A 13,589-nucleotide genomic window follows, 5' to 3' on the forward strand; every position below is an offset into this window, starting at 1 on the left:
TATTTTGTGTTCTTAACAAATTCTATTATCTTTGCACCAATATTATAATACTAAGCTTATGCAAATTAATAGTCATCTTTCGGTTCTGGTTCATGACCTCGCTAAGAAGTGGGGAGATAAGCCTGCGCTTACCTTCAGGAAGTTTGGTAGTGACCAGTGGCAAACGGTTTCATTCAATCAGTTTTCCCTAAGAGTGAAACAAGTGAGCAATGCCCTCCTCAATCTTGGGGCTAAACCACAAGACAAAATTGCTGTCTTCTCACAGAACTGTGTGCATTATCTGTACACCGATTTTGGTGCATACGGTATCAGAGTAACCTCCGTTCCTTTCTATGCCAACAGCAGTGAGCAGCAGATTCAATATATGATCAATGATGCCCAGATTCGCTTTCTCTTCGTTGGCGAACAGGAGCAGTATGACAAGGCACATCGTATCTTTGCCCTCTGCCCATCCCTGGAGCGCATCATCATCTTCGATTCCAGTGTGCGCATTAGTACACACGACCCTGCAGCCCTCTATTTCAAGGACTTTCTGAAGTTGGGTGAGAATCTTCCACGTCAGACCGAAGTGGAGGAACTCTACAAGCAGGCAAGTATGGATGATTTGGCTAACATCCTCTATACCAGTGGAACAACTGGAGATAGCAAGGGCGTGATGCTGACCTATAGCCAGTATTATGCTGCTTTGAAGGCAAACAATGAGTGCATTCCTGTTACCGAAAAGGATCGTGTCATTGATTTCCTTCCATTCACCCATATCTTTGAACGTGGATGGGCATATCTCTGCTTGAGTGAGGGTGCCCAGCTCATCATCAATACCTATCCACAGGAGATTCAGGAGAGTATGCGCGAGATGCACCCTACCTGTATGTGTAGCGTGCCACGTTTCTGGGAGAAGGTGTATATTGCTGTAAAGGCTAAGATGGATGATGCAGGTTCTATCCAGAAGAAGCTCTTCTACCATGCTCTGGCAGTGGGTCGGAAGCGCAATATCGAGTATATTGCCAACTGCAAGCGCCCTCCTTTGGCTTTGGAGTTGGAATATAAGATCATCAACAAGACCATCCTGAGCATCGTGCGCAAGCAGCTGGGCTTGGATAATCCAAATATTTTCCCTACGGCTGGTGCGTATGTTAGTCCGGAGGTGGAGGAATTCGTACATGCCATCGGTATCAATATGGTAGTGGGTTATGGCTTGACAGAGAGTCTTGCTACCGTATCTTGCGATCATCTCGACAAGAAGCGCAGTCTGGGTTCTGTGGGTCGTCCTATCTCCTGCATTCAGGTAAAGATCGGTGAGGATAATGAGGTGCTCCTCAAAGGTCCTACCATCACTCCGGGCTATTACCATCGTGATACCACCAATGCCAAGGCTTTCGATAAGGATGGATTCTTCCATACCGGTGATGCCGGCTATCTGAAGGATGGTGAGCTTTACCTCACCGAGCGTATCAAGGATTTGTTCAAGACTTCGAATGGTAAATATATCGCTCCGCAGCAGGTAGAGTCTTTGCTCCTGGTGGATAAGTTCATTGATCAGGTGGCAGTCATCGCCGACCAGCGCAAGTTCGTTTCAGCCCTCGTTGTACCTGAGTTCCGCCTCGTAGAGGATTGGGCGCGTGAGCATCACATCGCCTTCACCTGCCGTGAGGACCTGTGTGCCAACGGGAAAGTGCAGAAGATGTTGATGGACCGTGTCCAGATTCTGCAGCAGCATCTGGCTTATTATGAGCAGATCAAGCGTATCACCCTCCTGGCTCACCATTTCTCTATGGAGTCGGGAGAGTTGACCAATACATTGAAGATTCGCCGTCCTATCATCAACAAGAACTATAAGGCGGAGATTGACAAGATGTATGAGGAATAATGGTTTTACTTTAAAATTCAAAGTTAATGATTACAGCTGACCAGTTGAAAGATGTGATGGACAGAGCCGATGCTCTCCATCACTATCTCAATATCGACCAGAAGAAAGTAGAATTCGAGGAGGAGCAGCTCCGCACCCAGGCTCCTGACTTTTGGGAAGACCCAAAGTATGCGCAGGAGCAGATGAAGAAGGTGAAGAGCATCCAGAAATGGCTCGATGGCTATAAGACCGTGCGCCTTTATGCCGATGAATTGAAGCTCGCCTTCGATTTCTATAAGGACGAAATGGTGACCGAGGAAGAGGTGGATGCCGATTACAGCAAGGCTATCAAGGCCATCGAAGACCTGGAGTTGAAGAACATGCTTCGCCAGAAGGAAGATCCGATGGACTGCGTGCTCAAGATCAATTCCGGTGCCGGTGGTACGGAAAGTCAGGACTGGGCTCAGATGCTGATGCGTATGTATATGCGCTGGGCTGAGGCTCATGGCTACAAGGTAACCATCACCGATATGCAGGAAGGCGATGAGGCTGGCATTAAGAGTGTGACGATGACCATCGAGGGCGGTGAGTTCGCCTATGGTTATCTGAAGAGCGAGAATGGTGTGCATCGTCTGGTGCGTGTATCTCCTTTCAATGCTCAGGGCAAGCGAATGACCAGTTTTGCCAGTGTCTTTGTTACTCCGCTGGTGGATGATACCATCGAGGTGTATGTAGATCCTGCCAAGCTCTCCTGGGATACTTTCCGTTCGAGTGGTGCCGGTGGTCAGAATGTAAATAAGGTAGAGTCGGGTGTCCGTCTGCGTTATTGGTACACAGATCCTGATACAGGCGAGGAGGAAGAAATCCTCATCGAGAACACCGAGACCCGCGACCAGCCGAAGAACCGTGCCAAGGCATTGTTGCTCTTGAAGAGTCAACTCTACGACCGCGCCATGAAGAAGCGCCTCGAAGCCAAGGCGAAGATTGAGGCAGGCAAAAAGAAGATAGAATGGGGAAGCCAGATTAGGAGCTATGTCTTCGACGACCGTCGTGTGAAAGACCATCGTACCAACTATCAGACCTCTGATGTGGATGGCGTGATGGACGGCAAGATAGATGATTTCATCAAGGCATACCTGATGGAGTTCCCAACTACCGATGACGAACAATAGAATTATAACAACCTAAAAATAAGATAACTATGAGTGGAAATAAAGATTTAAGAAGAGCCAAGCATGAGGCTTATCAGAAGAAGCAGGCAGCTAAGGGCGAGAAAGTAGTAAAGTGGATTTTTATCTCTTTGATAGCACTGGGTGCTCTCTTTGCCATCTATGCAGCTTCTATAGCTTAATAAGCTTTTATCGCATAAAAAGAGTAAGAAATGAGTGGATTGGAAATAGAAAGAAAATTCCTCGTCAAGAAGGGCGACGCTTACAAAAGCGCTGCCTTTTCTAGTAGCCATATCCAGCAGGGATATATTCCGGCTGAGGGGGCTACGGTGCGCGTTCGCACCCGAGACGACAAGGCTTACCTTACCATCAAGGGTAAGTCGGTGAATGGCGGAATGACCCGCTATGAGTTTGAGAAGGAGATTACCATGGACGAGGCGCAGCATCTCCTGCAGCTTTGCCAGGGGGGTGTGATTGATAAGCGCCGCTATCTCGTGAAAAGTGGCAGTCATATCTTCGAGGTGGACGAGTTTTATGGTGACAACGAAGGCTTGGTAATGGCGGAGGTAGAGCTGGAAAGCGAGACCGAACGTTACGAGAAACCGGATTTCATCGATCGCGAAGTTACAGGAGACAAACGCTTCTATAATTCGCATCTTTTGACAAATCCATTCTGTAAATGGCGTGATTTGCAGTAAAATCGCATAATTATTTAGGATTTCGCATAATTTGCTTTCGATTTATACGCTTATTTGGATTATTTTTTATAATTTTGCAGCATCAAAGAGCTGAAGCGTTAAGAAAGATATAATAGCGCTGTGAGTTTGATGTGAAATAATAAAGAAGAATCTAAGTTTTTTAAAAGAAATAATAAGGATTAAAAGAAATAATAAGGAGAAAGTAAACGAAATGGCAGATTCAAATAGAGGTAGTTTTGGTAGCAAGTTGGGAATGATTCTTGCTACCGCTGGTGGTGCCGTAGGTTTGGGTAACGTATGGCGCTTCCCTTATATGGCTGGTCAGGAAGGTGGCGCAGCCTTTATCTTGGTGTACATCGGATGCGTGCTTTTGCTCGGCATCCCTTGTATGATTTCGGAGTTTATCATCGGTCGCCATGGTGCTTCCAATACAGCTCGCGCCTACACCAAGCTTGCCAATGGCACAGCCTGGAAGTGGGTGGGATTTCTGGAAGTGCTCACGGGTTTCCTGATTACGGGTTACTATGCCGTGGTTTCGGGTTGGTGCCTTCAGTATGTGTATGCCAGTATCATAGGCGAACTGCATGGTGATGCCAATTATGTGACTCAGTATTTCCAGGAGTTTGCTGCCGATCCGTTCCGTCCTGTATTGTGGACGGTGGTTATTTTCCTGATTTGTCATTTCGTGATTATCCATGGTGTTCGTGGCGGTATCGAAAAGGCATCCAAGGTGATGATGCCGCTGCTTTTCATCCTGCTGCTCATCATCGTTGTGGCTTCCTGCCTGTTGCCTGATGCGGGCAAGGGTGTAGAGTTCCTGCTCAAGCCTGATTTTGGAAAGGTAGATCGCAATGTGTTCCTCAATGCCTTGGGACAGTCGTTCTATTCCATGAGTATCGGTATGGGCTGCATCTGTACCTATGCATCTTATTTCAGTCGCCAGACCAATCTCTTTAAGTCGGCATTGCAGATTTCTGTCATTGACTTGATGGTTGCTGTATTGGCGGGTCTGATGATTTTCCCTGCAGCCTTTTCTGTTGGTATTTCTCCGGATAGTGGTCCGTCACTCATCTTCATCACTTTGCCGAATGTCTTCAACAAGGCGTTTGCGGCACTTCCTGTATTGGGATGGATTATTTCCCTGCTGTTCTATGTACTTCTGTCAGTGGCAGCATTGACCTCTCTGATGTCGCTGCACGAGGTGAATACTTCGTTCTTCTACGAGGAGTTGAAGATCGACCGTAAGAAGGGTGCTTGGATTGTAACCATCTCCTGTGCCATCATTGGTGCATTCTGTTCGTTCTCATTGGGAGCTACCGATAAGCTTTCCTGGTTGGGCAAGACGCTTTTCGATTGGTTTGATTTCATCACCGGACAGATTTTCCTTCCAATGGGAGGCTTGCTTACCTGTCTGTTCCTGGGATGGTATGTACCAAAGAAGATTTTGAAGGATGAGTTTACCAACTGGGGAACCTTGAAGGGGCGTCTCTTTGGCATCTATTTCTTCCTGGTTAAGTTCGTGTGCCCTATCCTCATCTTGCTGGTGTTCTTAAACCAGTTTGGAGTTTTGGGATAATCGGAGTTTGGATATAGGGCATATATAATATAAGGTGTATTAACATTAACATCATGGAAACAAGAGGAAATTTTGGAAGTAAATTAGGCATTATTCTCGCCACGGCGGGATCTGCCGTAGGATTGGGAAACATTTGGCGTTTCCCATATATGACTGGTCAGAATGGTGGTGCAGCCTTCATTCTGATTTATTTAGTCTGCATCATTCTGCTGGGTTTGCCGGGTATGCTGAGCGAATTTATCATCGGTCGTCATTCTGCATCCAATGCAGCCCGTGCTTATACCAATCTGGGTAAGCACAAGGCGTGGGGTGCCTTGGGATTGATGGGAATCATCACTTCCATGATCATCTTCGGATTTTATTCCGTAGTGGCAGGCTGGTGCCTGCAGTATCTTTATGCCAGCATTATCGGTGGCGTGCATGGTGATCCTGAGTATGTAAAAAGCTATTTCCAGACTTTCGCATCCGATCCGGTTCGTCCTGTATTATGGGCATTAGGCTTTATCCTGCTCACCCACATGGTGGTGGTTCGCGGTGTGCGTAATGGTATCGAAAAGGCATCCAAGATCTTGATGCCGCTGCTTTTCATCCTGCTGGTGATCATCGTGATTGCTTCCTGCTCATTGCCGGGAGCGATGAAGGGAGTGGAGTTCCTGCTGAAACCGGATTTCAGCAAGGTAGATGAGAATGTGCTGCTCGAGGCTTTGGGACAGGCTTTCTTCTCGCTGAGTATGGGCACGGCATGTCTTTGCACCTACGCTTCTTATTTCAACCGTCAGACGAATCTCTTGAAATCAGCCACTCAGATTGTAACCATTGATACGCTCATCGCCATATTGGCTGGATTGATGATCTTCCCAGCTGCTTTCTCCGTGGGAGTTCAGCCGGATAGTGGTCCTTCGCTAATCTTCATCACCCTGCCTAATGTATTCCAGCAGGCTTTTGGCGATATGCCGGTGGTTAGTTACATCATCTCTGTATTGTTCTATGGCTTGTTGGTGTTGGCTGCTCTTACCTCTACGATCTCGATGCACGAGATTGGTACCGCCTTTATTTATGAAGAGGGCAAGATAAGTCGTGCAAAGGGAGCCTGGGTAGAGACGATAGTATGTGGTATTATCGCAGTATTCTGTTCCCTTTCTCAGGGTGCGGTAGAGGGCTTGGGCTTCTTCGGTAAGGATTTTCTCTCCAATTGTGATAATTTGACGGCGCAGCTTCTGATGCCGTTGTCTTCGTTCATCACCTGCCTGTTCCTGGGCTGGTATGTACCAAAGAAGATTGTACGTGATGAATTCACCAACTGGAATACGGTAAGTGGAAAGCTTTTTCCTGTCTTCCTCTTTACCATCCGATTCATCTGTCCAATCTGCATCTTCCTGATCTTCCTGCATCAGTTTGGAATCATCTAGTTCCTCACATATAGTCTTGTAAGGGCAAAAGCACCGTACGCCAATAGGGTACGATGCTTTTGCCCTTACTTTTTATATGCAGGTCTGGATAGTTAGAAACAGATGTAGGGCTTCAACCTTTCTATTTCGTCTGGTGGGAAATCCTTCAGCAGTTTGAGGTCTTCTATACTATGCAGTGGACCTTTCAGCCTGCGATAATCACAGATTTCCTTGGCTTGATAGAAGTTGAGATAGGGATGCTTCTTGAGCTGGTTGAGCGTTAACTTGTTGAGATTCATCTTGCGGATTTGCTGCTCGTCAATCTTGATATAGTCGATGGCAGATTCTGGCAATCCATCGATTTCTTCCAGCTGTTGGGCAGATGCAAATCCTCCCAGCCGTTCTCTGTATCTTACGATGCGGCTGGCATAGTAACTGCCTATACCGGGAATCTTCATCAGCAGCGTCGTATCGGCACCATTGATTTCGATATGCTCGTTGGCTCTCAGCTTATGTGGATAACTATAAACCTTGGTATCATCGTTTCTTCTATTATTATAATAAGGTGTATTGCGCCTTCCGCTTCTTCCATACCCTTCTTTTCCGTAGAAATCAGCCGCAGGCTTGTAATCGTCGGCTATCTGGATAAACGGCAACAGCACCTCGTAGGTTCTCTTGGTGATGCCATAGACCCGGGCGAAATCGGATGGGCGGGAGAAGATGCCGCCTTTCTCCCGGAAACGGATGATGCTTCTGGCTTGCCAGCTTTCTAATCCCAGTCGTTCGAAATCCTCAGCGCTAGCCGTATTGGGATCAAAAGGGAAGAGTTCGTGCACCATACCTTCTTCTTTGCTGTATAAAGGATGAGATTTGGAGGCGTGATGGATTTTGGCAGATGATGCATCTTTCTCTTGATTGCTGTTTGTGGAGTCTAGTTGGGAAGTCACAGGAGCATCGTTCTGCTTTTCCTGAATCAGGAACGTGAGAGAAACACACACAATCATAATGGCAAGCAGGGTGAGGAGAGCTTGTCGGTCTTTCTTTTGAAGGTAAAAAATGTCTTTGAACTTCATAAGCTCCGATTTTATAGGTGAGTCGGGATTACTGGACTTTATGGGGGCACTTATGCGTCCGTAAAGTACTGATAATCAATAGACCATTTTCTTGTTTTTAGTAATGTTTCACCGAGTTTTCACTTCAATATAGACCTGCAAAATCCTGTAAAACAAGCATTTTGCAGGTCTATATTATTATTTTTCTGCCTTTTTTTCAACGGTGCGACCAGCCTGCAGCTTCTCAACTTGCTCACGTAACCAGGCAATCTGATCCGCCTGCTGTTCTATCAGAGCCTTCTGAGATTCGATGACACTCATCATTAATTCAGGGCTTGAATTGATGTTGACGGTAGAGTTGGAGATGTGGTGGACATTAGTTCCATTCCTTTTCGATTCAAACTCCTCTTCAGTTAAGAAGAAGTCCTGTATAGGAACTTGGAAGAATTCTGATAACTTCTCAATATGTCTACTATCGATGTGCACTCTATCGCGAAAATAAGTCATCGTGATCTTGGTCGTCTCGCCAAAGACGAATTCAACAAGAGAGCGAACTGATCTGCGTTGCTCCTTGCGCAAACGATCTACTAAATTTCCATTGAACATAACTAAATATATATTTATAAACGTTAAATAACACCGCAAAACTGGGGATAAATCCCCAAATATTTGGGTGTTTTGAATTTTTGTCGTATATTTGCCCACAAAAATAGTAACAATATTCGAGATATGCAAGAAAATGAAGTTAAAAAAAGCGCAATAACCATTAATGATTATTACGCAAAACTCAGTAAAAAAGAGAAATCCCAGATACTTGGTTATCTGATTACTCATTACGGATTCCGGTACAACACCATCCAGCAGAAGTTGACCGGAAAGAGTGATTTCAACCCTAGAGATCTGCTGGTAGTAAAAACGGTTATAAAAGAAGATCTATGGAGAAGCAACTAGAGTTTTTCGTATCTTCGCAAGGCGAAGTATACTTCTATGGCCAAGATGGCGCTATGCATAAGTATGACATGAGTCAAGTCGAGCTGATTAGAGAGTTGGCTGACCTCATCGAACGTATGTATCCTATTGCATACAAGTACCTCTATGAGGAGAATATCAAGAGCAAGCGCAACAATCTCTATCATCGATTCCTGATTACGAATCGATTCATCAGATGCAATCTAGGCTCTAATGATACACTGCAGTATGACATCGAGAACAGTATGTTCAATCTGGAGAAGGTTCAATGCCCTCTTCGAGGGCTCTGCCCAAAAGAGGGCATCATCTGTTGCCCAAAGGTAAAATCTCCATTCTTTCCTAAGGAGTTGGAGGTTGTCAAACTGTTTTCGAGAGGCTATGTAGCAAGAGAGATTGCTGATATTTTAGGCAAGTCTGCCAATACGGTTTCAGCTCAGCTGCGTAAGATGACTAAGCGACTGAAACTCAAATCTAACCGAGATCTGATTAAGGTAGTACATAGCATGCACCTATGATATGTGATTCTTGCAAATACAAGCGCAATTGCATTAATGGGCGTTGGTGCTTAAAGTTTAAGAGATATGTGGAGTACAGTAAAGATATCAAAGCGTGTGAAGAGTCTGAAGAATAAAATGATATATGATCTCATCATTTGCAAAATGATAGAAATAGGTTTCTGCGTAAATTCATCGGACAGATTAGTTATTCAGAATGAATATGGCATTTTAGCATATTTACAATTGGCTGATGGCAGTGAATATTGGTGGTGCGATGATGGAATCTGTTTTATGCGTATAGGCGGATCAAGAGACAGAATGTTGAGATATGAACCTCTAGATATTAGAAAATAAAAAATGGCAAACAAGAGAATTATAGTGGAGTGTCACAATTCTTGCGCACGCAAGAATGGTGTAAGATGTACATTCTGGGGTATATCCCATCGTGAGCTATACCGGGAGAAGCATAAAGAGAATGAAGCTTACGAGCAGTTTATGGAGAAGGAGAAATGCTCCTTCTATCGAAACAGAAAGGGAGGTCGAAAATGAAAATAAAATTCTATTCCGACCGCGAAATTATGGCAGCAATGCCAAAGCGGGGGGGCAAATATAAGGGCGTCCTCGCAAATTTGATGATGGAGCGTAGTATGAGCTATAGGAGGCAAATAAGCTATTACATCAACGCAGACATCGATAAGATAATGCGCAGATTATCCTAGTACTTTCAATAATCAAAAGTCTAGTGTAATTTTGCAGACGCAAAAAATATACAGATATGATTAAACAAGAAATTATAGATCGCATCATAAGTGATGTACCTATTCAAGATGTGGCCAAGGATGAAGGCATCAACTTCGTCAAGGAGAAAGGCAACAGATCATGGGCAACATGCCCATTCCACAACGAGAATACACCATCATTCTATGTTGATACAGGAATGAACGTTTGGAGATGCTTCGGACAATGCCGCTCTGGTGGCAATGTCATAAGCCTCTACCGCAAGCTAAAGAATGGCCTGCCATTCCCAATTGCGTGCAAGGAACTGGCCAAGAAATATCTCAATGAGGATATCGATGACGAGTATAAGCCTAGCCGGGAGGACGAGGAGAGACAGAAAGAGCAAGAAGCCTTGCGCATAGCTTTAGACTATGCGCAAAGCTACTTCGTCGAAGAGATGCATAAAGTCAATACAGGTGCTAACAAGGCCAGGGAAGTGGTGCGCAAAAGATGGGGAGCCGATGCAATCGATGAATTCGGTATTGGCTATGCTCCAGCTGATGGATTCATCAGCTGGGCAATGAAGAAGCAGCTTGATCTTGATCTGTTAGAACAGGTAGGTTTGATAGGTATGGGCGAGCGAGGCAAGTTCGCTATGCTTCGAGATCGATATACAATACCTATCTATGACAAGATGAGTAGAGTTATCGGTTTCACCGCCAGAACTCTATCCGACAACTCAGATATCTGCAAATACCTCAACCTAAAAAACTCTCCTGTTTATCACAAGGATACTTCTGTTTTTGGCATCAACTTCGCACAGAAGGAGGCGAGACTGAAGGATAAGTTTTACCTGGTAGAGGGAGCGCCTGATGTAGTCAAGCTGCAGTCGATAGGCATCCTCAATACAGTAGCATCACTGGGTGGTTCCTGGACTGAGAATCAGCTGAAGCAGCTCTATCGAGTGAGCCGCAAGGTGACTTTCATTCCAGACGCAGATACACTGAAACCAGGTAATGAATTCCCGGCAGGTACCGCTAACGTCTTCGCCAATGGCCGGGCAGCGCTGCAGGTAGGCTTCACCGTCAATGTGCGTGAGATTCCGGTTGATTATCCAGCACCCAAAAAAGAGGATCCGGACTCCTGGATAGTCGATAAAGGTCATTTCCTGCAGATGAAGGAAGAGGAATTCATCTTTTGGTACTGCAGGCGTAGATATTGGCCTTCTGTCGAGGATATCGAGTCATATACGACCGAGGATAGATTGCAAGCAATCGCAGACATCTGCGGCCTCCTGATGCTGATCAAGGATGAAGACCTGCGAAGCAGCTATCTGACAAGTCTCATATCCAACTACAAGCACTCAAGAGAGTGGAAGGATACGCTCAAGAGAGCCAAGGAGGCAGAACTGAGCGAGAAGCAGGAGCGAGAGCGCAAGGGAGACATCAAGATGCTCCGTGAATTCGGTTTCACGGAACACGATAATTGTTATTGGGGTACCAATAAAGAGGGTGATGAAATCCAGTGGTCGAACTTCAAGATGAAACCTCTATTCCACATTCGCGATGATTTCAATCCGGTCAGACTCTTCGAGATAAAGAATAACAGTGAGGAACCATCAAGGCTCATCGAGCTAAATATGGATGAGATCACATCCAGCAGCTCACTTCGCAAGCGCCTGTTCGGTATTGGTGATTATATCTGGATGGCCAGAGATGAGCAGCTTATCAAGTTACTAGGCTATCTCGGTAGAGTGACCGAGACTGCAGACCCTATCAAGCAGCTAGGCTGGCAGCGTGAAGGCTTCTATGCCTTCTGCAATGGCGCCATCGAAGATGGAACCTGGCAGCCTATCGATGATATGGGTATCCTCAGATTATCTGCAGGCAAGTTCTACCTGCCTGCAATGAGCAAGCTCAATAAGGATAGCCGAGAATTGTACGTGTCAGAAAAAAAGTTCCGTCATGAGAAGCTGGTGGAGCATCCAACTTCACAAGCTGAATTCTTTGCAAAAGTGGTGCAGGTCTTCGGTGAGAATGCCATGGTAGGTCTATGCTTCTACATAGCCACTCTGTTCAGAGACATTGTCATCAGCAAGAGCCGTTCCTTCCCTCTCCTAAATGCATTCGGCCCTAAGGGATGCGGTAAGACGGAATTCGCAGCGACTCTGATGAATTTTTTCTATAAATATGAAACGAAGTATGAGCCGCTATCCATCACCAATGCATCTATGCCGGCACTCTCCGATTATGTCGGAGGTGTAAGTGATGCCCTGGTGCATATCGATGAGTACAAGAACTCCATCACCCAAAACAAGGTAGAGTGGCTGAAGGACTTGTGGAATGGTATTGGTCGAACTAAGATGAATATGGATAAGGACAAGAAGCTAGTGCAGGCGAAGGTTGATTCCGGCATCATCTTAACTGGTCAGGAGATGCCGACCGCAGATATTGCACTCTTCAGTCGCCTTATCTATCTGACATTCGACAAGGGCGAGCATACTCGTGAAGAGAAGATGAATTTTGAAGAGCTCGAGCGCTATCGACAGATAGGCGCTACGCACATCACCCTGCAGCTGCTTAAGCATCGAGAGCAGTTCCAAGCTTGCTTCGGCAAAGCCTGGAAGCAGGCTTCAGATGACCTAGAGAAGAGACTGGAGAGCGAGAGCATCCTAGACCGAATTATGACTAACTGGAAGGTTCCGGTAGCTGCTTACCTGGCAATTCGTGACTACATCGAATTTCCCTTCAGCTATTCTGAACTCATCGAGGTAGTTGTCAAGGGCATCAAAACGCAGAACTCGATGTGTAATACTACCGACGAGGTGGCTGGCTTCTGGAATATCGTCAATGCTGCAGTGCAGATGGGCGAACTGAAAAAAGACCAGGACTTCAAGATTAAGACAGTCGGCAGTCTGACTACAAATAAACTGAAAATCGAAAACTGGGCGATGCCGAAGAGCATCCTGATGATCCGCAAGGACATCACTATGGCCATATATCGCAAGCTAGGCCGCCAGATGGATGAGAATCTCCTTCCTAAGGAGTCACTACTTCATTATCTGCAGATAGGTGCAGACTTCCTGGGATCGACCAAGAACCCGGAGCGTTTCATCAAGTTCAACCCAGGCGGAGTTCCGGAGACCGTAGAGAAACTGGATGCCGCAGGAAATATGGTTGGCCGTCAGAAGATATATTATAAGGATAGGCCACTCTGCTTCGATTACAAAATGGTATCAAGCAGATATGGCATCGACCTCGATACCGAAACCGACAGCGACAGCAAGGATCCTGCAGCTATGACTGACAAGGAGCTGGCTGAAGCTGGATTGCAATGTTTGCCTCTATAGTTATATATTTTTTGTTTAATGTATCTGAGCCCTGGTAGGTGAAAACCTTCCAGGGCTTTTTAGTTGACAATATGTATATATGTTGCAGAAAAAGTTATGGTAGATGCGCACGACTCGTTTTTGCTTGTGGCAATTGTGGCAATTCGGGCAATACTGATAATCAGCGTATTAAGAGTGAAATCGGTTGTGGCAATTGTGTGGCAATTTGTGGCAACGGAGAGATAAGTGTGGCAAAGGTTGTGGCAATTGTGGCAATATTTATATATAATGTGTCAATAAGATAACTAATATAATATTAATAATCAAGTACTTAACATTTTTGCCACAA

12 protein-coding genes are annotated in these 13,589 nt (G+C 45.6%); 10 read left to right on the top strand and 2 right to left on the bottom strand.

Annotation, left to right across the window (positions count from 1 at the left end):
* The first annotated feature begins 58 nt into the window (after positions 1-58).
* From DW830_RS03985 to DW830_RS04005, 6 genes are all read left to right on the top strand, one after another.
* The gene (locus tag DW830_RS03985; protein WP_119248955.1) at positions 59-1,867 is read left to right on the top strand and encodes an AMP-dependent synthetase/ligase; all 1,809 of its coding nucleotides are present in this window, start codon (positions 59-61) and stop codon (positions 1,865-1,867) included.
* Positions 1,868-1,893: 26 nt separating this feature from the next.
* Positions 1,894-3,018, top strand: coding sequence for a peptide chain release factor 2 (prfB, locus tag DW830_RS03990; RefSeq protein ID WP_119248956.1), 1,125 nt, complete (start codon positions 1,894-1,896; stop codon positions 3,016-3,018).
* A 29-nt stretch (positions 3,019-3,047) separates the two neighbouring features.
* Positions 3,048-3,197, top strand: coding sequence for a hypothetical protein (locus tag DW830_RS16070; RefSeq protein WP_176425554.1), 150 nt, complete (start codon positions 3,048-3,050; stop codon positions 3,195-3,197).
* Positions 3,198-3,227: 30 nt separating this feature from the next.
* Positions 3,228-3,713 (top strand): CYTH domain-containing protein, encoded by a 486-nt coding sequence (locus DW830_RS03995; RefSeq protein ID WP_119248957.1) that lies wholly within the window; start codon positions 3,228-3,230, stop codon positions 3,711-3,713.
* A 211-nt stretch (positions 3,714-3,924) separates the two neighbouring features.
* Positions 3,925-5,289: a sodium-dependent transporter gene (locus DW830_RS04000; protein WP_119248958.1), complete on the top strand. Its 1,365-nt coding sequence runs from the start codon at positions 3,925-3,927 to the stop codon at positions 5,287-5,289.
* 53 nt (positions 5,290-5,342) lie between these two features.
* Positions 5,343-6,698: a sodium-dependent transporter gene (locus tag DW830_RS04005; RefSeq protein WP_119248959.1), complete on the top strand. Its 1,356-nt coding sequence runs from the start codon at positions 5,343-5,345 to the stop codon at positions 6,696-6,698.
* Between the two features lie 92 nt (positions 6,699-6,790).
* On the opposite strand, the gene DW830_RS04010 is transcribed toward DW830_RS04005, so the two are convergent.
* Positions 6,791-7,750, bottom strand: a complete 960-nt coding sequence (locus DW830_RS04010) for a helix-hairpin-helix domain-containing protein (protein WP_119248960.1) — start codon at positions 7,748-7,750, stop codon at positions 6,791-6,793.
* Positions 7,751-7,927: 177 nt separating this feature from the next.
* Positions 7,928-8,335, bottom strand: coding sequence for a hypothetical protein (locus DW830_RS04015; RefSeq protein WP_147487197.1), 408 nt, complete (start codon positions 8,333-8,335; stop codon positions 7,928-7,930).
* Positions 8,336-8,458: 123 nt separating this feature from the next.
* Here DW830_RS04015 and DW830_RS16320 point away from each other — a divergent pair, with 123 nt between their 5' ends.
* The 4 genes from DW830_RS16320 to DW830_RS04040 all read left to right on the top strand — a co-directional run bounded on the left by DW830_RS16320 (position 8,459) and on the right by DW830_RS04040 (position 13,261).
* Entirely contained in the window at positions 8,459-8,680 is a 222-nt protein-coding gene (locus tag DW830_RS16320) for a hypothetical protein (protein WP_119248962.1), read from the top strand.
* Positions 8,665-9,213 (top strand): helix-turn-helix transcriptional regulator, encoded by a 549-nt coding sequence (locus tag DW830_RS04025; RefSeq protein ID WP_119248963.1) that lies wholly within the window; start codon positions 8,665-8,667, stop codon positions 9,211-9,213. The genes DW830_RS16320 and DW830_RS04025 overlap by 16 nt, the downstream gene beginning before the upstream one ends.
* Before the next feature lie 339 nt (positions 9,214-9,552).
* Positions 9,553-9,744, top strand: a complete 192-nt coding sequence (locus DW830_RS15650; RefSeq protein WP_147487198.1) for a hypothetical protein — start codon at positions 9,553-9,555, stop codon at positions 9,742-9,744.
* Positions 9,745-9,970: 226 nt separating this feature from the next.
* Positions 9,971-13,261, top strand: coding sequence for a CHC2 zinc finger domain-containing protein (locus DW830_RS04040; RefSeq protein WP_119248966.1), 3,291 nt, complete (start codon positions 9,971-9,973; stop codon positions 13,259-13,261).
* The last annotated feature ends 328 nt before the right edge of the window (positions 13,262-13,589 follow it).

The organism is Prevotella sp. AM34-19LB (genome assembly GCF_003468525.1).
In the GTDB taxonomy this organism is placed as follows: Bacteria; Bacteroidota; Bacteroidia; order Bacteroidales; family Bacteroidaceae; genus Prevotella.